At 69.2% G+C, this 18,283-nt stretch carries 20 protein-coding genes and 1 tRNA gene; 11 read left to right on the top strand and 10 right to left on the bottom strand.

Features of this window, described 5'->3' with window-relative positions:
- Positions 1-50: 50 nt before the first annotated feature.
- The 3 genes from OG801_RS11040 to OG801_RS11030 are packed head-to-tail and all read right to left on the bottom strand — an operon-like array spanning position 51 to position 2,474.
- Positions 51-791 carry a phosphoglyceromutase gene (locus OG801_RS11040; RefSeq protein ID WP_406035746.1) on the bottom strand — a complete coding sequence of 247 codons (741 nt, stop codon included), beginning with the start codon at positions 789-791 and terminating at the stop codon, positions 51-53.
- The gene (locus tag OG801_RS11035) at positions 791-1,585 is read right to left on the bottom strand and encodes a hypothetical protein (RefSeq protein WP_406035745.1); all 795 of its coding nucleotides are present in this window, start codon (positions 1,583-1,585) and stop codon (positions 791-793) included. The genes OG801_RS11040 and OG801_RS11035 overlap by 1 nt, the downstream gene beginning before the upstream one ends.
- Before the next feature lie 43 nt (positions 1,586-1,628).
- Positions 1,629-2,474 (bottom strand): UbiA family prenyltransferase, encoded by an 846-nt coding sequence (locus OG801_RS11030; protein WP_406035744.1) that lies wholly within the window; start codon positions 2,472-2,474, stop codon positions 1,629-1,631.
- 235 nt (positions 2,475-2,709) lie between these two features.
- Here OG801_RS11030 and OG801_RS11025 point away from each other — a divergent pair, with 235 nt between their 5' ends.
- Together OG801_RS11025 and OG801_RS11020 are read left to right on the top strand one after the other, a co-directional pair.
- Positions 2,710-3,195 (top strand): CarD family transcriptional regulator, encoded by a 486-nt coding sequence (locus OG801_RS11025; RefSeq protein WP_179659800.1) that lies wholly within the window; start codon positions 2,710-2,712, stop codon positions 3,193-3,195.
- Between the two features lie 114 nt (positions 3,196-3,309).
- Positions 3,310-3,918: a hypothetical protein gene (locus OG801_RS11020; RefSeq protein ID WP_406035743.1), complete on the top strand. Its 609-nt coding sequence runs from the start codon at positions 3,310-3,312 to the stop codon at positions 3,916-3,918.
- Here the strand turns inward: OG801_RS11020 and OG801_RS11015 are convergent.
- Positions 3,911-4,612, bottom strand: coding sequence for a 2-C-methyl-D-erythritol 4-phosphate cytidylyltransferase (locus tag OG801_RS11015; RefSeq protein ID WP_406035742.1), 702 nt, complete (start codon positions 4,610-4,612; stop codon positions 3,911-3,913). The two genes, OG801_RS11020 and OG801_RS11015, sit on opposite strands and share 8 nt — an antisense overlap.
- A 183-nt stretch (positions 4,613-4,795) precedes the next feature.
- Between OG801_RS11015 and nirD the strand changes: the two genes are divergently transcribed.
- The 7 genes from nirD to OG801_RS10980 all read left to right on the top strand — a co-directional run bounded on the left by nirD (position 4,796) and on the right by OG801_RS10980 (position 10,217).
- Complete coding sequence (gene nirD / locus OG801_RS11010) at positions 4,796-5,164, top strand: nitrite reductase small subunit NirD (protein ID WP_406035741.1); 369 nt, start codon at positions 4,796-4,798, stop codon at positions 5,162-5,164.
- 84 nt (positions 5,165-5,248) lie between these two features.
- Positions 5,249-5,671: a 2-C-methyl-D-erythritol 2,4-cyclodiphosphate synthase gene (gene ispF / locus OG801_RS11005; RefSeq protein ID WP_406036267.1), complete on the top strand. Its 423-nt coding sequence runs from the start codon at positions 5,249-5,251 to the stop codon at positions 5,669-5,671.
- A gap of 30 nt (positions 5,672-5,701) precedes the next feature.
- Positions 5,702-7,111 carry a cysteine--tRNA ligase gene (cysS, locus tag OG801_RS11000; RefSeq protein ID WP_355020922.1) on the top strand — a complete coding sequence of 470 codons (1,410 nt, stop codon included), beginning with the start codon at positions 5,702-5,704 and terminating at the stop codon, positions 7,109-7,111.
- The gene (gene rlmB / locus OG801_RS10995; RefSeq protein ID WP_355020923.1) at positions 7,111-8,064 is read left to right on the top strand and encodes a 23S rRNA (guanosine(2251)-2'-O)-methyltransferase RlmB; all 954 of its coding nucleotides are present in this window, start codon (positions 7,111-7,113) and stop codon (positions 8,062-8,064) included. Before cysS ends, rlmB begins: the two co-directional genes overlap by 1 nt.
- A 50-nt stretch (positions 8,065-8,114) precedes the next feature.
- Entirely contained in the window at positions 8,115-9,632 is a 1,518-nt protein-coding gene (locus OG801_RS10990) for a metallophosphoesterase (protein WP_406035740.1), read from the top strand.
- Positions 9,633-9,701: 69 nt separating this feature from the next.
- A tRNA-Thr gene (locus OG801_RS10985) sits at positions 9,702-9,777 on the top strand.
- A gap of 35 nt (positions 9,778-9,812) precedes the next feature.
- Positions 9,813-10,217, top strand: coding sequence for an HNH endonuclease (locus OG801_RS10980; protein WP_355020925.1), 405 nt, complete (start codon positions 9,813-9,815; stop codon positions 10,215-10,217).
- On the opposite strand, the gene pdxY is transcribed toward OG801_RS10980, so the two are convergent.
- Genes pdxY through OG801_RS10960 form a run of 4 tightly spaced genes read right to left on the bottom strand, consistent with a single transcriptional unit; the run spans position 10,218 to position 13,017 of the window.
- Positions 10,218-11,066 (bottom strand): pyridoxal kinase PdxY, encoded by an 849-nt coding sequence (gene pdxY, locus OG801_RS10975; protein WP_355020926.1) that lies wholly within the window; start codon positions 11,064-11,066, stop codon positions 10,218-10,220.
- 23 nt (positions 11,067-11,089) lie between these two features.
- Positions 11,090-11,695 (bottom strand): rhomboid family intramembrane serine protease, encoded by a 606-nt coding sequence (locus OG801_RS10970; RefSeq protein ID WP_406035739.1) that lies wholly within the window; start codon positions 11,693-11,695, stop codon positions 11,090-11,092.
- Between the two features lie 14 nt (positions 11,696-11,709).
- Positions 11,710-12,270, bottom strand: coding sequence for a hypothetical protein (locus tag OG801_RS10965; protein ID WP_406035738.1), 561 nt, complete (start codon positions 12,268-12,270; stop codon positions 11,710-11,712).
- 57 nt (positions 12,271-12,327) lie between these two features.
- Positions 12,328-13,017 (bottom strand): uracil-DNA glycosylase, encoded by a 690-nt coding sequence (locus OG801_RS10960; RefSeq protein WP_406035737.1) that lies wholly within the window; start codon positions 13,015-13,017, stop codon positions 12,328-12,330.
- Between the two features lie 77 nt (positions 13,018-13,094).
- Here OG801_RS10960 and OG801_RS10955 point away from each other — a divergent pair, with 77 nt between their 5' ends.
- Together OG801_RS10955 and OG801_RS10950 are read left to right on the top strand one after the other, a co-directional pair.
- A complete protein-coding gene (locus OG801_RS10955; RefSeq protein ID WP_406035736.1) occupies positions 13,095-14,093 on the top strand; it encodes an LLM class F420-dependent oxidoreductase in 999 nt (332 codons plus the stop codon).
- A gap of 64 nt (positions 14,094-14,157) precedes the next feature.
- Positions 14,158-15,708, top strand: coding sequence for an FMN-binding glutamate synthase family protein (locus OG801_RS10950; RefSeq protein ID WP_406035735.1), 1,551 nt, complete (start codon positions 14,158-14,160; stop codon positions 15,706-15,708).
- Between the two features lie 36 nt (positions 15,709-15,744).
- Here the strand turns inward: OG801_RS10950 and OG801_RS10945 are convergent, their stop codons facing one another.
- Entirely contained in the window at positions 15,745-16,767 is a 1,023-nt protein-coding gene (locus OG801_RS10945; protein WP_355020932.1) for a Gfo/Idh/MocA family oxidoreductase, read from the bottom strand.
- 27 nt (positions 16,768-16,794) lie between these two features.
- A complete protein-coding gene (locus OG801_RS10940; protein WP_406036266.1) occupies positions 16,795-18,237 on the bottom strand; it encodes a trehalose-6-phosphate synthase in 1,443 nt (480 codons plus the stop codon).
- Positions 18,238-18,283 lie beyond the last annotated feature (46 nt).

The raw sequence follows: 18,283 nt of genomic DNA, 5'->3' as shown, positions 1-18,283 counted from the left end.
CCGAAAATCCCGCCGAGTCGGCTCGTCATGACTCGGCGGGATTGTTGGTGCTACTGCTTGCCTTGGTTGGCGACTGCCTCAGCGGCTGCGGCCGCGGCCTCGGGGTCGAGGTAGGTGCCGCCGGTGACGACCGGCTTCAGCGACTCGTCGAGCTCGTAGACCAGTGGCTGGCCCGTCGGGATGTTGAGCTTGGCGATCTCGGCCTCGGAGATGTTGTCGAGGTGCTTGACCAGCGCGCGCAGGCTGTTGCCGTGGGCGGTGACCAAGACCGTCTTACCGGTCTTCAGGTCGGGCACGATGGCCGAGTCCCAGTAGGGGAGCATCCGGGCGACGACGTCCTTGAGGCACTCGGTGGCGGGCACCTCGATGTCGGCGTAGCGCGGGTCGCCGGCCTGGGAGTACTCGGAGTCGGCCTCGATCGGCGGCGGCGGTACGTCATAGGAACGGCGCCACAGCTGGAACTGCTCCTCACCGAACTTCTTCAGCGTCTCGGACTTGTTCTTGCCCTGGAGCGCGCCGTAGTGGCGCTCGTTGAGGCGCCAGTCGCGGCGCACCGGGATCCAGTGCCGATCGGCGGTGTCGAGGGCGATGTTGGCGGTGTTGATCGCGCGGCGCAGCAGGCTCGTGTGGACCAGGTCGGGAAGGATCCCGGCCTCGGCGAGCAGCTTCCCGCCGTTGACGGCCTCGGCCCGGCCCTTGTCGGTGAGATCGACGTCGACCCAGCCGGTGGACAGGTTGAGCGCGTTCCACTCGCTCTCGCCGTGACGCAGAAGGACGAGCTTGTAGGTCATCAGTGAGCTTCCTCGGCACCGGGCAGAGCGGCCGGCGGGAACTCGCAGGAGTAGGGGTCCTCGGAGATGGTGCCCGCGGACTCGTCGTGCGCCTCGCCCTCGGTGGCGTGCTCGCCCTCAGCCTCGGTCTCGGTCGCGTTCTCGCCCTCGGCGGGCTCGTCGGCCGGCAGGGTCGAAGCCTCCTCGCTGCCCTCGGCAGCTCCCTCGGCGGCAGCGTCGTCGGACGCCTGAGCCTCGGCGTTCTTGCCCTTCTTCGCGGGCTTCGTGGTCTCGTCGACGGCGGCGACGACGTCGGCGTACGGACCACACTGGGTGACCACCGGGACGGAGACGGTCCTCTCCTCGCCCTCGGAGAAGGTGAAGGTCATCGGGATGCTGTCGCCCGGCTTGAAGTCGCCGGTGACCGCGATGCCACCGATGGCCGGGTCGGCCAGGTTGATGATGCCGGACTTCGGCAGCTCGATCGGGGTGAACGACTCGGGCGTGACGGTCTCCTCGGCCTCGGTCGCCGTGGCGATCGAGGTGACCGACGGCAGCGCCTCGCCGGCGACCGCCGGGTTGATCGCCGGGTCGAGCGAGAAGGTGCCGACCAGGACGCCGGAGCCTTCCTGCGCGGTCACGATGCGAGCGGCGTTGATCCGGATGGCACCATCGAGCGTCGACCCGCCGTGGGTGATGTCGTTGGGTCGGTCCGTCGCGTAGTCGAAGCTGCTGCAGGCGGTGAGCGCCGGAAGGGCGAGAGCCACGAGTGCGCCCGTCACTGCGAGCCGCTTCTGCATAACCTTGGTCGTCACGCGCGACACTCTATCCGCCCGATCCTGCGATATCGGAAAAGGGTCAGGCACGCAGTCCGACGGCGCTCGCGGCGTACAGCATCCCGGCGATCACCAGGGCGATGTAGACGAGCGTGACGAGGAGGAGCTTGCCGGCCCCGAGCTTCAGTCCGGCCTTGAGTGGCAGGTACGTCCACTTGTCCTCGTTGTCGGCGACCAGGCCCCACAGCGCGGTCAGGAAGTGCACGCCGACACCGAGTGCCGCCGCAAGCGCGACCATCACCCAGTGGGGCGCTCCGCCCGCGGACTCACCGGCCCAGCCGGCGTACGAGAGGTATCCGGGGTAGCAGGCGAAGGCCGCCGCCCACAGGACCCAGGAGAAGAGGCCCTTGCGCAGCAGTACGTTGGCGAGCATCCCGAGCACCAGCGAGCCGAGGTAGAACAGCCCCGCGACGGTGCCAGAGGTGACCGAGAGCGGGATGACGAGCAGTACGCCGCAGCACAGCGCGAACCAGACGCTGCCCGGTTCGAGACGGCCGTCCGAGATCGGCTTGCCCTCGCGCTCGTGACGACGGTCGACGGCCTGGTCGACGAGGTCGTTGTGCCAGCCGAGGACCGCCTGGCCGACGAGCACGGTGACCGCGATCAGCGTCACCTCGCGCGTCGTCAGCCCGGCGAGGACGGCCGCCACCGACAGGCCGATGGCGGTCAGCACCGCCTGGCGGGGGTGGGCGGAGCGGATGAGGAGGAACGGGGCCCAGTTGCCCACCTTGTTCATGACGCTTGCTCTGCCCGCCGGGGCATCAGGAACGGCCGACGCACTGGCCTGCGTCTCTTCCGGGTCCTGATCCTGGGCGTGCGACGACACGGTGAAGATGGTCTTGGGGGCGCTCTGCGATGCATTCGCCATGGCGGCAGTATCGGGCACTCGGTCGAGACGCGCAGGACAACAGGCTGGCTACGACGAGATTTCGGAGTCGTTTCGAAATCAGCCATGCTGCCACGATCGACGGGCCTGCGCGCGCGGAACCACACAACTTGTCAATCTGTCAACCCCAGATTGAGCCCCTGACCTGCGCAAACACGGAATCCGAATTCTAAGATCCGTGGTAGACTTATAGCCCTAGGAAGGGGTACCTAAAAATATGACTTTCACCGTCGGCGAGACCGTCGTATACCCGAACCATGGCGCGGCCGTCATCGAAGACATCGAGATGCGCACCATCAAGGGCGAGGAGCGGCAGTATCTGGTCCTCCGCATCATCGCTCAGCAGGACCTCGTGGTGCGTGTTCCGTCGAACAATCTCGAGCTCGTCGGAGTTCGAGACGTCGTAGACAAGGACGGGCTTGATCGAGTCTTCGAGGTGCTTCGTGCGGAGCACGTCGAAGAGCCGACCAACTGGTCGCGTCGTTACAAGGCAAACCTGGAGAAGCTGCACAGCGGCGATGTCATGAAGGTCGCCGAGGTCGTGCGTGACCTGTGGCGTCGTGAGCGTGACCGCGGCCTCTCCGCCGGGGAGAAGCGCATGCTCGCCAAGGCACGCCAGATCCTCGTCTCGGAGCTCGCGCTGTGCGAGCACACCAACGAAGACAAGGCTGAAGTCCTCCTCGACGAGGTGCTGGCCAGCTGACGCTGGTTTCGGTCTGCGTTACAGGCTCCGGGGAAACCCGGGGCCTGTTTCGCGTTTTAGGGGGCTCAGCGGGGGACTCAGCGGGGCCTTCAGCGCGGCCGATACGGTGGCCCCATGGAGGACCCCTACGCCGACTACGACGAGATCGACGAGACCGCCGAGGTTCCGCCGGCCCTCGGGATCGTCGCCGAGGACGGCCGAGGCTCGCTGCCGTTCACGTTGATCCACGGTGAGGCGCTGGTCGCCGCGGCGACCTGGTCCCTCGGGGAGTCCGGGGTGACCCCCGTCGACTTCACCACCTCGTGGGAGGGGATGGTCGCGGCCGAGGAGCCGCTCGTCCTGCACGACTCGCTGTGCCCGATGACCCCGCCGGCCTTCATCGCTCACTGTGTCTCGACCGCGCTCGCGCGCGAGGCGGTCGTGGTCGGCGTACGCCCGGTCACGGACACCGTCAAGAACCTGGGCATCGAGGACGGGGTGCCGGTCCTCGGCGCGACCATCGACCGCACCTCGCTGGTCTCGGTCGCATCGCCGATCGTGCTGCCCCCGGCCGTCGTGGCCGCCCTGGACGACTGGCCCGCCGGCGACTTCGCCGAGATCGCGGGGTCGCTGGCCCGCCGGTTCCCGGTCGTCTCGGTCGAGGCGCCGCCGGTCGGTCGCCGCGTCGCGTCCGAGGATGACGTACGCCTGCTCGAGGCGCTGTCGTCCAGCGCTGTCAGTTGAGCAGCGTCGTGACCGCGCCCAGGTCGTCGGCGAAGGTCACCTTGAGGTTCAGCGACGAGCTGGGCACCGCGACGATGCGTACGCTGGAGCCGTAGCGCTCCAGGGTCGCGCCGGTGTCGGTGCCGTCGAAGCCGTCGGCCGCGGCCTGGTCATAGGCGGTCAGGAGGTCGGTCGCCCGGAACGCCTGCGGAGTCTGTACGCCCACGAGCGCACCTGCCACGGGCTGCAGGTCACGCGTCGAGAGGTGGCTGAGCGGGGCGGCGGGGATGGCGCCACCGTGCTTGCGGGCGACGCCGATGACCGCGGAGAAGAGCTCGGGCGACACCAGCGGCCGGGCGGTGTCGTGGATCGCGACCACGTCGATGGCGTCCTCCCCGGCGGCCTCGATGTCGGCCCTCAGCACGGCCAGTGCGGCCTGTTCGGAGGCGTGGCGGGTGTCGCCACCGGCGACCATCACGACCTCACGATCGCCGAGCAGGGGCTGGGCGACGGCCGCGACCGCCTCCTCGTCGCCGCTGCGTACGACCAGGACGAGACGGCGCACGTCGGGCACCGCCAGGGCGGTCCGGAGCGAGAGGCCGAGGGCTGAGGAGGCCGGATCGTCGGACCCGTCGAGCGGGAGCAGCACCTTGTTGGTGGCGGCTCCGACGCGGGTGCCGGATCCGGCGGCCAGGAGGACGAGAGCGGCAGGCACCCCTGGAGGCTATCCGTTCGGCGGAGGCGACTGCCGAAGGGCTGGGTCGGTGGGCTGGGCGCTGGTGTTTACGTACGCGTAACAGAGCGAAACAGGAGGTGTCCCTCACGCGTCCTACGGTTCAAATCCACCAAAGGGAGGGACCCGACGAATGTGGACGAAGCGGCTCGGGCCGGCGACGTCATGAGTGAGCGCCAGCGAGCGCAGCGGGACGACCAGGGTGACTGGCAGTCCGTCTGCCCGGTCGACGCGCTCGAGGTGAAGCGCGGCGCCACGGCACTGGTCCACGGGCAGGCCATCGCCATCTTCCGGATGCCCGACGGCGTCGTCTACGCCCTGGGAAATCACGATCCGTTCGCCAAGGCGTCGGTGATCGCCAAGGGCATCGTCGGGGTGCGCGACGGGGTGCCGTTCGTGGCCTCGCCGGCTCACAGGCACGGGTTCGACCTGCGTACGGGACAGTGCCTGGACGACCCGCACGTGACCATCCCCGCCTACGAGGTCCGGGTCGTCGACGGGCTCATCCACGTCGGCCACCGGAAGGTTGCCTGAGTCCTGTCTGGGAGACTGCGGAGCGTGCAGCTTCCTCTGATCGGCATCGGGACCGACGTACACAGCCTTGCCGACGGTGTCCCGATGCATGTGGCCGGCCTCGCCTTCCCCGACGAGCCGCAGGGTCTCGCCGGGCACTCCGACGGGGACGTGGCGGCCCACGCCTGCTGCGACGCCCTCTTCTCCGCCGCGGGGCTCGGCGACCTGGGGTCCAACTTCGGCACCTCCGAGCCCGAGTGGGCAGGGGCGGCCGGAGTCGTGCTGCTGACCGAGGCCGCGCGCCGGGTCCGTGATGCTGGTTTCGAGATCGGGAACGTCGCGGTGCAGGTGATCGGCAACCGGCCCAAGATCGGTCCGCGCCGCGACGAGGCCAACCGGGCGCTCACCGCGGCAGCCGGCGCGAGCGTCACCGTGACCGCCACGACCACCGACGGTCTCGGACTCACCGGCCGCGGTGACGGCGTGGCAGCGATCGCGACCGCGCTCATCGTGCGTCGCGATAGGTAGGGAACACGCGTACGTCCCTAGACTTGGGGTATGGCACTCAGGCTCTACGACTCGGCGACCCGTGAAGTACGTGACTTCACCCCCTTGCAGCCCGGCAAGGCGTCGCTCTATGTCTGTGGCCTGACCGTGCAGAGCGAGCCGCATGTCGGGCACGTGCGGAGCGGGGTGAACTTCGACGTGCTGCAGCGGTGGCTGCGGGCGTCGGGGTACGAGACCACGTTCATCCGCAACGTGACCGACATCGACGACAAGATCCTGGCGAAGTCGGCCGAGCAGGGACGCCCCTGGTACAACCTCGGCTACACCATGCACCGCGAGCTCGACGCCGCCTACGCCTCGCTCAACGTCGCCCGGCCGACCTACGAGCCGCTGGCCACCGGTCACATCCCCGAGATCATCGCGCTGATCGAGGAGCTGATCGCGAAGGGGCACGCCTACGCTGCCGAGGACGGTTCGGCCGATGTCTACTTCGACGTGCGCTCCTGGCCCTCCTACGGCGAGCTGTCGGGGCAGAAGGTCGACGACATGGAGGCCGCCGCTGACGCGGACCCGCGGGGCAAGCGCGACCCACGTGACTTCGCGCTGTGGAAGGGCCGGAAGGTCTCCGAGCCGGAGACCGCCTCCTGGCCCTCGCCCTGGGGTCTGGGGCGGCCCGGGTGGCACATCGAGTGCTCGGCCATGGCCGGGAAGTACCTCGGTCCCGCCTTCGACTTCCACGGCGGCGGCCTCGACCTGCGCTTCCCGCACCACGAGAACGAGCAGGCCCAGTCGCGCGCTGCCGGCCGGCCCTTCGCGAGCTACTGGCTGCACAACGCCTGGATCACGACCTCCGGCGAGAAGATGTCGAAGTCGCTGGGCAACTCGCTGGTCATCCCCGAGGTCCTGAAGAAGGTACGCGGCATCGAGCTGCGCTACTACCTGGTCGCGGCCCACTACCGGTCTCACGTCGAGTTCTCCTTCGAGGCGCTCGAGGAGGCCGCAGCCGGGTTCCAGCGGATCGAAGGTTTCCTGGAGCGCGCGGCGTCGGTTCTTGGCGAGATCTCGGCAGATGGCGTGCCCTGCGCCGACTTCGTCAACGCGATGGACGACGACCTCGGCACCCCGGCTGCGGTGGCCGCCCTGCACGAGGTCGTACGCGAGGGCAACAAGCTGATCGCCGACGGCGACAGCCCGGCGCTGCGCGGGGTCGCCGCGAGCGTGCGCGCGATGCTGGACATCCTCGGTCTGGACCCCGCCGACCCGGCGTGGGGTCCGGCGAGCGGTGATGACGAGAAGCTGACCGGCGCGCTCGACGTACTTGTTCGCGGGGTCCTGGATGAGCGCGCCGAGGCGCGCGCCGCCAAGGACTGGGCCCGCGCCGATGCCATGCGAGACCGGCTCAAGGATGCCGGGATCGAGATCGAGGACACCCCTGAGGGTCCGAAATGGAGCGTTAACTGATGGCAGGCAACTCCCAGCGTCGCGGAGCGATCGCGAAGGGACGTAAGAAGGGTGCCCAGGTCGGCACCGGCGGCAACCGTCGCAAGGGTCTGGAGGGCAAGGGCCCGACGCCGAAGGCGAAGGACCGGCCCTACCACAAGGCCCACAAGGCGGCTCAAGCCTCCGAGCAGCGCAACAAGGGTCCGCGCAAGCGGGCCGCCGGCGACGCCGAGTGGATCATCGGACGCAACTCCGTGGTCGAGGCACTGCGCGAGGACGTACCGGTCAACGGGCTCTACGTCGCCGAGGGTGCCGAGCGCGACGGGCGGCTGCGCGAGGCGTTCATGCTCGCCTCCGAGAAGGGCATCTCGCTGCTCGAGGTGACCAAGGTCGAGCTCGACCGGCTGACCGGCTTCAACGGTCACCAGGGCCTCGCGGCGCGGATCCCCGCCTACGAGTACGCCCACGCCGACGACCTGCTCGACCGCGCGGCCGAGGTCAGGGAGAAGGCGCTGATCGTCGCGCTCGACCAGGTCACCGACCCGCGCAACCTGGGCGCCATCGTGCGCTCGGCCGCGGCCTTCGGCGCCCACGGCGTGGTGATCCCGGAGCGGCGTGCGGCCGGGATGACCGCCGCCGCGTGGAAGACGAGTGCCGGTGCCGCGGCGCGGATCCCGGTCGCGCAGACGGTCAACCTGACCCGGCAGCTGAAGGCGTACCAGGAGGCCGGCTGCATGGTCGTCGGGCTGGACATGGAGGGTGACATCACGCTGCCCGAACTGGGTGCCCCCGAGGGCCTCGCCGACGGTCCGTTGGTGATCGTCGTCGGTGCCGAGGGCGGCGGGCTCTCCCGCCTGGTCCAGGAGACCTGCGACCAGATAGTGTCGATCCCGATGGTCAACTCCGTAGAGTCCCTCAATGCCGGCGTCGCCGCGTCGGTCGTGCTCTACGCGGTCGCGGAGGCGCGTCGCTGATCTCTCGCCGCACTCTGTTTCGGGGCCTCGCCGTCTGGGCGGGGCTCGGAGTGCTGTGGCTCGTGCTGGCCGTGGCGCTGAGTGCGTGGCTCTTCCTGTCCAGCGAACGCCAGGTGGTCCTGGCCGGCCACGACTCGGTCCTGCGCCCGACGCTGTCGGGGAAGGCGATCATCCACACCGGACCGGTGCTGCCCGACGTACGTCTGGACGTCGGTGGCCCGGTCGGTGTCGACGTGACTCTCGGGAAGACCGAGCTGCGGTCGATGGACGAGCTCTTCGAGCGCTACGCGGTTCTCGGGTCGGCCCCCGACGGTCAACGCGCGGTCGTGGTGGAGCAGGTCGAGTCGATGCTCGTCGCGGCCGTGCTCCGCGGCGCCGCGGTCTCCTTGGCGATCGTCACCGGGGCAGCGCTGCTGTGGTGGCTGCCCGGTTCCCAACGCCGCGCCGACCTGCGCAGACGTGTCAAGGAATCGGCCCGTACGCGGCACGGTCTCGCCACCGTGGGCATCGGCGTGGTCACGGTGGCGGTGCTCACGGTCGCGGTCTGGCAGCCCTGGGGCGAGGCCGGAGCGCCCGCGGCGGACAAGGAGGCCGAACCGGTCGCCGGCGACTGGACCCCGCTGGCCGACTTCCTCGGGGCGGCGATCCCCGTGCCCGACGAGCTGGCCGACGTCGAGGTCCGCGGCGACGCCTACGCGAACCAGACCCGTCGGCTCGTGGCCAGCGCCGTCGACACGTACAACTCCAGCCGGACCTTCTACGAGGAGGTCGTGGCGAAGGTGCCGGACCTGGCGCTGCGCGAGCCGGGCGAGGACGAGACCGTGTCGGTCCTCGTCTCCGACCGCCACGACAACGTCGGCATGGACTCCGTGGTGCGCGCGATCGCTGACGAGGGTGGCGCGACCGGCGTCCTGGATGCCGGCGACGACACCTCGACCGGATCCGACTGGGAGACCTTCTCCCTCGACTCGCTCACCGACGCCAGCGACGGCCTGGACAAGTGGGCGGTCACCGGCAACCACGACCATGGCCCGACGGTCGGCGACTACCTGGCCAAGCAGGGCTGGACCATGCTCGACGGCGAGGTCGTCGACGGCCCCGGCGGCTCGACGCTCCTGGGCGTACCTGACCCGCGCACCAGCGGCCTCGGTAACTGGATCGACGAGAAGGGCGTCACCCTCGAGGAGGCTGGCGAGAAGCTGGCCGACATCGCCTGTGCCTCGAAGGACGACGGCAAGCCCGTCGCGACCCTCCTCGTCCACGACCCGTCGCTGGGCCGCGAGACCCTGCGACGCGGCTGCGCGACCCTCGTCGTCGGCGGCCACCGCCACGTCCACCAGGGACCGAGCGAGGTGATCGGCGAGAACGGCGACATCGGCTGGACCTACACCAACGGCACCACCGGCGGCGCCGCGTACGCCTTCGCGATGGGGAAGATCCGCCGCACCGCCGAGGTCACCCTGATCACCTACGCCGACGGGCTCCCCGTCGGCGTCCAGTCCGTCGAGCTGGAGACCAACGGCGCCCTCACCGCCCACGAGTACGTCCCGCTCGATCCCGCACGCTAGCCGCGTCGGCTGCGTACATCGGCCCACGACTGGCTACGATTGTCCCGCCGTCACGGAGACGTACGGCATGCCGGTGTAGCTCAGTTGGTAGAGCGTTCGCCTTGTAAGCGAAATGTCGCGGGTTCGACTCCTGTCACCGGCTCCACAAAACTGTCGGAGGTCGGCCGTACAGTCATTGCCATGACCCGATGCTTGGGGTGCGGCCGGGAGCTGACCCAGCGACACCAGAAGATCTACTGCAGCAACGCCTGCCAGATGCAGGTGAAGCAGACGCGCATGGTCGAGGAATGGCTTTCCACCGGGATCGGGAAGGCGCAGAGCAAGCGCCGCCACTACATTCGCGACTACGTCCTCCAGCAGCAGGGCGGCCTCTGTGCGGTCTGCGCGATCCCGTCTGAGTGGAACGGCCTCGAACTCGCCTTCGTGCTGGACCACATCGACGGAGATGCCACCAACAACAGACGCGAGAACCTGAGACTGGTCTGTCCGAACTGCGACAGCCAGCTGCCGACGTACAAGGCCAAGAACCGGGGGAGCGGCAGGGCCTGGCGGCGGCAGCGTTACGCCGACGGCAAGTCCTACTGATCAGCGGAGCTGAGTGACCTCGTACGTCGTCGGCGGGTTGGCGATGTCGTCCTGGGAGGCGACGAGCTCGAGCTCGCGGCGGCCGGACTTCAGGGTGCGGTCGAGGATGGCGAAGAGGGTGTTCGCGGTGCGGCCGAGGGCGGCGGGCGTCGAGCCCGTCGAGAGCAGGTGGGAGAGGTAGACCGCCGCGGTGACGTCGCCGCCGCCGTTGGGGGAGATCGGGAGCAGGGGAGTGGTGACCGACCAGGCACCCTCGTCGGAGACGGCGACCAGGTCGAGGTGAGTGGGGTCCTTGGTGATCACCGAGGTGACCAGCACGTTGGACGGGCCGGACTCACGCACGATGTCGACGGCGGCGAGCACCTCCTGCAGCGTGTCGGTCGACTCGAGACCGGCGAGGAAGTTGAGCTCGAAGTGGTTGGGTGTGATCACGTCGGCGGCCGGGACGACCTCGTCGCGCATGAACTCCGGGATGCCCTCGCGGACGAACATGCCGCGCCCGACGTCGCCCATCACCGGGTCGCAGCAGTAGAGCGCCCGCGGGTTGAGCGCCTTCACGCGGCGTACGGAGTCCAGGATGATCGCGCCGACGGCCGGGTCGCCCTGGTAGCCGGAGAGGACCGCAGAGACGGTGGAGAGACCGTCGCGTTCGGAGATGCCCTCGATGACCTCGGCGACCTGCTCGGCGGCCACGACCGGTCCACGCCACGCGCCGTAGCCGGTGTGGTTGGAGAAGTTGACCGTGAGCACGGGCCAGACCTCGTGACCGAGGCGCTGGATCGGGAAGACTGCCGCCGAGTTGCCGACGTAGCCGAAGGCCACGTGCGACTGGATGGAGAGGATCTGCATGGCAGTATTCTGCGACTGCAGCTTCAGACGGACTGCTTCTGGGCCTGTTTCTTGGGCGGGTCGTTGAGCAGCCAGGCCGCCAGCGCGCCACCGATCGCGCCGAAGAGGTGGCCCTGCCAGGAGACACCGGTCTGCCCGGGGAGTACGCCGAGGAGCAGGCTGCCCCAGGCAAGGAAGATGACCACGCCGATGACGATCTGGCCGACGCGGTGGCTGAACAGGCCACGCAGGATCAGGTAGACGAGCCAGCCGAAGATCAGCATCGAGGTGCCGGCGGTGATGCTGTCCGGGGGCGACATCAGCCAGACGCCGACGCCTCCGACCACCCAGATGATGAGCGTCGCCACGATCCCGCGGCCGACGCCCGAGGCGAGCACCAGGAAGCCGAGAACGAGCGCGAACAGGGTGTTGCCGTAGAGGTGGGCCCAGCCGAAGTGGAGCACCGGAGCGAACACGATGCCGAGCAGGCCGGCGTCGGTGCGTGGCTGGATGCCCAGCGTGTCGAGCTGGTGCCCGCTGATGTAGTCGGTGGCCTCGAGCACCCAGAGCAGGGCGACGAAGCCGAGCGACCAAATGCCGGCCCGAAGCCAGTTGGCACGTTGGGGCCGCGTGGGGGAGTCCTGGCTCACGCTTGAAATCTTACCTACCGCTCCACAGCGGCGAGTCTTTGCTCGAGACTCTCATAGAGGTAGGGGACGGCGGCCGGGTGCGGACCGGTCTCGTAGAGCTCGGTGGCGAGGCCCCGGGGCGACTCCCCGGCGTGGTCGGCCGCCCAGGTCTGCCCACCCCCGGTGACCCGCCCGCCGTCGAGGGGCAGCACCGCTTCGGCCGACAGTGCCACCCAGCGTCCGCTGCCGCCCTCGAGCCAGGCCACCGGCACGGCGTACGCCTCGCCCTCGGTCATGTCGGCGTCGAGGTCGATCCCGCGGCCGATCTGGTGGGCTCCCTGCCGGCTCCACAGGACGGTCGTGACCTCGAGCCGGTCTGTGTCGGCGGGGCCGGCGGTGCCGAGGACGAGGTGGTCGGCGAAGGTCGCCCAGTCGCGTACGTCGGTCGCGGGGAACTCCGGAGGACCGGCCCGTTCCAGGAGAGCCCGTCCGCCGAGCACAGCGGCCCAGACCGCCGCCAGGACGACGACGATGGTGCCGGCGATCTTGAGCCGCCGTGACACCGACAGCGTCGGTCCGGTCGTGTTCTCGCCCACGTGACCCCCGTTCACCGCGCCGATGGGCCGATGGGGCCGATCCTAATCGGACAGAGCTCAATCAGGCAGGGACCAGTCGACCGGGGAACCGCCCTGCTCGACCAGGAGGGCGTTGGCGCGGGAGAACGGACGGGACCCGAAGAACCCCCGGCGCGCGGAGAGCGGTGAGGGGTGGACGGACTTGATCGCGGGCGCATCGTTGAGCTTCGGCTCGAGATTCTGCGCGTGCCGGCCCCACAGGATCGCGACCAGCGGTCCGCCGCGTCGGCCGAGGACGTCGATCGCCCGCCCGGTGACCTCCTCCCAGCCCTTCTTCGAGTGGGAGGCGGGAGCACCCGGCCGCACCGTCAGCGAGGTGTTGAGCAGCATCACGCCGCGGTCGGCCCAGGTCGACAGGTCGCCGTGCTCGGGCATCTTCAGGTCGAGGTCGGTGGCCAGCTCGGCATAGATGTTCCGCAGCGACGCCGGCAGTGGACGTACGTCCTTCTCGACCGCGAAGCTGAGCCCGATCGGGTGCCCGATGGTCGGGTAGGGATCCTGGCCGACGATCAGGACGCGTACGTCTCGCAGCGGGCGCCGGAAGGCGTTGAAGATCCGGTCGCCGTCGGGAAGGTAGGGACGCCTGGCCGCCAGCTCGTCGCGCAGGAAGCGGCCCATCTGCTCGATCTGCGGTTCGGCCGGCGCCAGCGCCTCGGCCCAGTCGGCTGCCATCAGGCCCTTGTCCACGAGTCCGGCGAGTGCGCTCATAAATCATGAGGGTATCGGCTGGCACCGACGGATAAGTTGTCCGTGGCACCCCAGGTTGGACTCATCAAGGAGTAGACATGAAGTTCGGTTTCTTCGTCCCGCAGGGATGGCGCTTCGACCTCGTCGGGATCGACCCGGCGGACCAGTGGACGACCATGAAGGATCTGGCTCTGCACGCCGATGCCGGGAGCTGGGAGTCGATCTGGGTCTACGACCACTTCCACACCACCCCGGAGCCCTCCGACCAGGCGACCCACGAGGCCTGGTCGCTGATGGCGGGTCTGGGCGCGGTGACGTCGCGGGTGCGCCTCGGGCAGATGTGCTCGTGCATGTCCTACCGCAACCCGGCCTACCTGGCGAAGGTCGCCGCGACCGCCGACCACATCAGCGGCGGCCGGGTCGAGATGGGCATCGGCGCGGGCTGGTACGAGCACGAGTGGAGGGCTTACGGCTACGGCTTCCCGGAGGCGCGCGACCGCCTCGGGATGCTCCGCGAGGGCGTCCAGATCTTCCAGCAGGCCTGGACCAAGGGCATCTCGTCGCTGGACGGGAAGTACTACCAGGTCGACGGCGCCATCTGTCAGCCGCTGCCGCTTCAGCAGGGCCGTTCCGGCATCCCGCTGTGGATCGCCGGCGGTGGCGAGAAGGTGACGCTCAAGATCGCGGCGCAGTACGCCGACTACACCAACTTCCTCGGTGACCCGGAGACCTTCAAGGCGAAGTCCGACATCCTGCGCGGCCACTGCGAGACCCTCGGGCGCGACTTCGCGGAGATCACCCGCTCGTCGAACTTCAACGTGCTGCTCGGGGAGAACGAGGCCGAGGTCGCCGAGAAGGTCAAGGCCTGGGAGGCCCGGCTGGTGCCGCACCTGGGTGCGGCCAAGGCGGCCGAGGTCGTCGCCGGCGGGGTCGACGGCCCGACCTCGCTGGTCGGCACGCCGGACCAGGCGGTGGAGAAGCTCAAGGCGGTGGAAGCGCTCGGGATGACGTACGCCATCGGCTACTTCGCCGACGCCGCCTACGACCGCGCCTCCATCGAGCTCTTCGAGTCGAAGGTCATGCCCGAGTTCGCCTGAGCGACGCCCGGCGACACCGACCCGGACGTTTACAACGAGGTGACCGCCCGGTAGGAAGACGTACATGAAGATGACGACCCTCCTCGGGGGAGTGGCAGTTGCCGCCGGCGTGGTCGCCGCGCGCGACCTGACCCAGCGCAAGCACGCGATCCTGCGGAACTTCCCGGTGATCGGGCACGCGCGGTACCTGATGGAGAAGATCGGGCCGGAGCTGCGGCAGTACATCGTCGCCGACAACGACGAGGAGCGGCCCTTCAGCCGAGACCAGCGGCGCTGGGTCTACGCCTCGGCCAAGGAGCAGAACAACTACTTCGGCTTCGGCACCGACAACGACATCGAGCACGTCCAGGGCCACATTCACATCAAGCACCGTACGTTCGCCGACTCGCTGCCCGACGACCACGACCGGGCCGCCAAGCTCCCGTCGGCGAAGGTGCTCGGGGGTGCGCGCGGGCGCGCGAAGGCGTTCCGGCCGGAGTCGGTCGTCAACATCTCGGCGATGTCGTTCGGGTCTCTGTCCGGGCCGGCGATCAAGGCGCTCAACCTCGGCGCACGCCGGGCCGGGGCGATGCACAACACGGGTGAGGGTGGCATCTCGCCCTACCACCTCGAAGGTGGTGCGGATCTGGTGATGCAGATCGGCACCGCCTACTTCGGGTGCCGGAACGCTGACGGCACCTTCTCGATCGATCGGCTCAAGGAGCGGGTCGCCACCGCGCCGGTCAGGGCGATCGAGATCAAGCTCTCCCAGGGCGCCAAGCCCGGCCTCGGTGGGCTGCTGCCGGCGGCCAAGGTGACCCCGGAGATCGCCGAGATCCGCGGCATCGAGCTCGGCAAGGACTGCGTGTCGCCGTCTCGGCACTCCGCCTTCCACGACGTCGACTCGATGCTCGACTTCGTCGAGATGATCGCTTCCGAGACCGGGCTGCCGGTCGGCATCAAGTCGGCGGTCGGTGAGATGGAGTTCTGGCAGGAGCTCGCCGGCAAGATGCGGTCGGGCGAGCGTGGCGTCGACTTCATCACCGTCGACGGCGGCGAGGGTGGCACCGGCGCCGCGCCGCTGATCTTCTCCGACGCGGTCGCGATGCCGTACCGGATCGGCTTCTCGCGGGTCTACGGCACCTTCGCCGAGCTCGGCCTGACCGACTCGGTCACCTTCATCGGTTCGGCCAAGGTCGGCCTGCCGGAGAACGCCGCCGTCGCCTTCGCGCTAGGTGCCGACATGGTCAACGTCGGCCGCGAGGCGATGATGTCGATCGGCTGCATCCAGGCTCAGAAGTGCCACGACGACACCTGTCCGACCGGCGTCGCGACGCAGAGCAAGTGGCTCTCCGGCGGCCTCGACCCGCAGGACAAGGGCGATCGCTGCGCCAGCTACCTCAGGACCCTGCGCAGGGAGCTGACGAAGGTCTCCGCCGCCGTCGGCGTCGCCCACCCCGGCCTGATCACACCGCACGACATCGAGGTCATGAACGGCGACTACGAGTCACGCACCCTCGCCGGTGTCTACGGCTACAAGGACCACTGGGGTGCCCTCGGCCCCGATGTGGCCCGCGAGCTCCTCGCCGTCGTGCAGCCGCACCGTACGTTCAACGAGAAGCCGAACACCGCCTGAGAGTCGAGACCAAGTCGCGTGTAGGAGACGGCTCCCTCAGCTTTCGCTGGCGTAGCGGGCGCCGATGGACTCGCGGATCATGTCCATCTGGCGCATCAGGCTGAGCGTCTGGCTGTGGGGCACCAGCGGAGACTCCAGGAGGCCTTCGCGCAGGCAGCGCTGCACCTCGACGATCTCGTTGCCGTACGCGGCTCCGATGACGGGCTCGTCGCCGACGATCTCGACGGGCTCGTCGCCGTTGGCGGGCTTGAAGATCGCCGAGGACGGGTGGTGGAAGTCGGTCAGCTCGACGCGGCCCTGGTCGGTGGCGATGGCCGCCGAGCGCGAGGAGTAGGAGGTGACCGAGGAGACCATGGTGGAGAGCTCGTTGCCGGCGTACTTCCCGGTCATCACCAGGTCGAGGTCGAAGGTGGCGCCGTCGGCACCCTCCCCGAGATTGGCCTGAGCGGTCAGCGCGCGAGCCTCGCCGAAGAGCAGGTGGGCGAAGGTGAGCGGGTAGATGCCCATGTCGAGCAGCGCGCTGGCGCCGAGCGCGGGGTCGAGAAGGCGCTGGTGCTGCTCGGGGTCGGCGACGAAGCCGAGCTCGGCGTGTACGTGACGGGGGACCCCGAAGCGGCCCGACTTCACGTCGGTGACGAGGCGCCGGATGATCGGGTTGGTCGCCATCCACATGGCTTCCATGAGGAAGAGCTTCTTGGAGGTGGCCAGGTCGACCATCTTCTGGGAGTCGGCGGCGTTGAGCGTCAGCGCCTTCTCGCACAGCACGTGCTTGCCGGCGTCGAGCATGAGGGTGGCGTGCTCGAGGTGGTGGGAGTGGGGGGTGGCGACGTAGACGACGTCGACGTCCTCGTCGGCGGCCAGCTCCTCATAGGAGCCGTGCGCGCGGACCGGGCCGTTGGCGGCGTACTCCTTCGCGAACGTCTCCGCGGACTCCTTGCTCCGGGAGCCGACGGCCACGAGCCGGCCGTCGGGGACGAGCAGCAGATCGGTGGCGAGGGAGTGGGCGATCCGGCCGGTGCCGAGAATTCCCCACCTGATCGGGTCAGAGTTGGTGGTCACGCCTCGACTCTAGCCACCTGGCCGGTCCTAGTGGGCGTTGGGCGGAAGCACGCTCTTGGTGTGGCTGCCCTGCACCGCGGCGAGCTCCTCGAGGAACGAGTCGGCCCAGTAACGTACGTCCTTGGAGGCGACCTGCTTGCGCATCGCCCGCATCCGGCGGGTGAGCTCCTTCGGCTCGGCCTTGTACGCCTCGAGCAGCGCCGCCTTCATCCCGTTGATGTCGTAGGGGTTCACGAGCCAGGCCTGGCGCAGCTCCTCGGCCGCGCCGGCGAACTCGGAGAGGACGAGGGCGCCGTCGTTGTCGTAGCGGCAGGCGACGTACTCCTTCGCGACCAGGTTCATGCCGTCGCGGTAGGGGGTGACGACCATGATGTCGGCGGCGCGGTAGAGCGCGGCCATCTCTGCGCGGGGGAGCGAGGTGTGGAGGTAGGAGATCGCGGGACGGCCGATGCGGCCGAGGTCGCCGTTGAGGCGGCCGACGAGGCGGTCGATGTCGTCGCGCAGCTTGCGGTACTGCTCGACGCGCTCCCGCGACGGCACCGCCACCTGGACGAAGATCGCGTCCTCGACGTCGAGCTCGGTGTCGCGGAGCATCTCGCCGTAGGCGCGCAGCCTGGCGTAGATGCCCTTGGTGTAGTCGAGCCGGTCGACGCCGAGCAGGATCTTCCTCGGGTCGCCGAGCTGCTGGCGGATCTCCTTGGCGCGCTGATTGACGCCCTCGTCGTGGGCCATCTCGTCGAAGCCGACGAAGTCGATCGAGATCGGGAAGGCGGCCGCGTGCACGGTGCGCCCGTCGGGGAGATAGACCAGGTCACGGTGGGTCTTGTGGCCGACGCGCTGGCGCACCAGGCGGACGAAGTTCTGAGCCGCCTGGGGCAGCTGGAAGCCGACCAGGTCGGCGCCGAGGAGGCCCTCGAGGAGCTGGCGGCGCCAGGGGACCTGCTGGAAGAGCTCGGCCGGCGGGAACGGGATGTGCAGGTAGAAGCCGATGCGCAGGTCGGGGCGGAGCTCGCGCAGCATCTGCGGGACCAGCTGGAGCTGGTAGTCCTGCACCCAGACGGTCGCGCCCTTCGCGGCGACCTCGGCGCACTTCTCGGCGAACCTCCGGTTGACGCGCTGGTAGCCGTCCCACCACTCGCGGTGGAACTCCGGCTTGGCCACGACGTCGTGGTAGAGCGGCCACAGGGTGCCGTTGGAGAAGCCCTCGTAGTGCTCCTCGATGTCCTGCGCGGTCATCGTCATCGGCAGCAGGTGGAGCCCGTCGTCCTCGAACGGTTCGAGGTCCTCGTCGATGCCCCCGGGCCAGCCGATCCAGACGCCGTCGTTGGCCCGCAGGACCGGCTCGAGGGCGCTGACCAGGCCTCCTGGGGAGCGTCGCCACGCCTTCGTTCCGTCCGGCATCTCCACACGATCCACGGGGAGCCGATTGGCCACGATTACCAGGTCAGCCTGCACATCTCCGACTGTAATGGACCCGCGCCAGGTTCGGCGCGGAGTCGTTCCACCCGTGACTTAC

This window comes from Nocardioides sp. NBC_00163, from assembly GCF_045206295.1.
Lineage (GTDB): Bacteria > Actinomycetota > Actinomycetes > Propionibacteriales > Nocardioidaceae > Nocardioides.
Note: the sequence above shows the minus strand (reverse complement) of the source record. Positions and strands in the feature narration are given on the sequence as shown.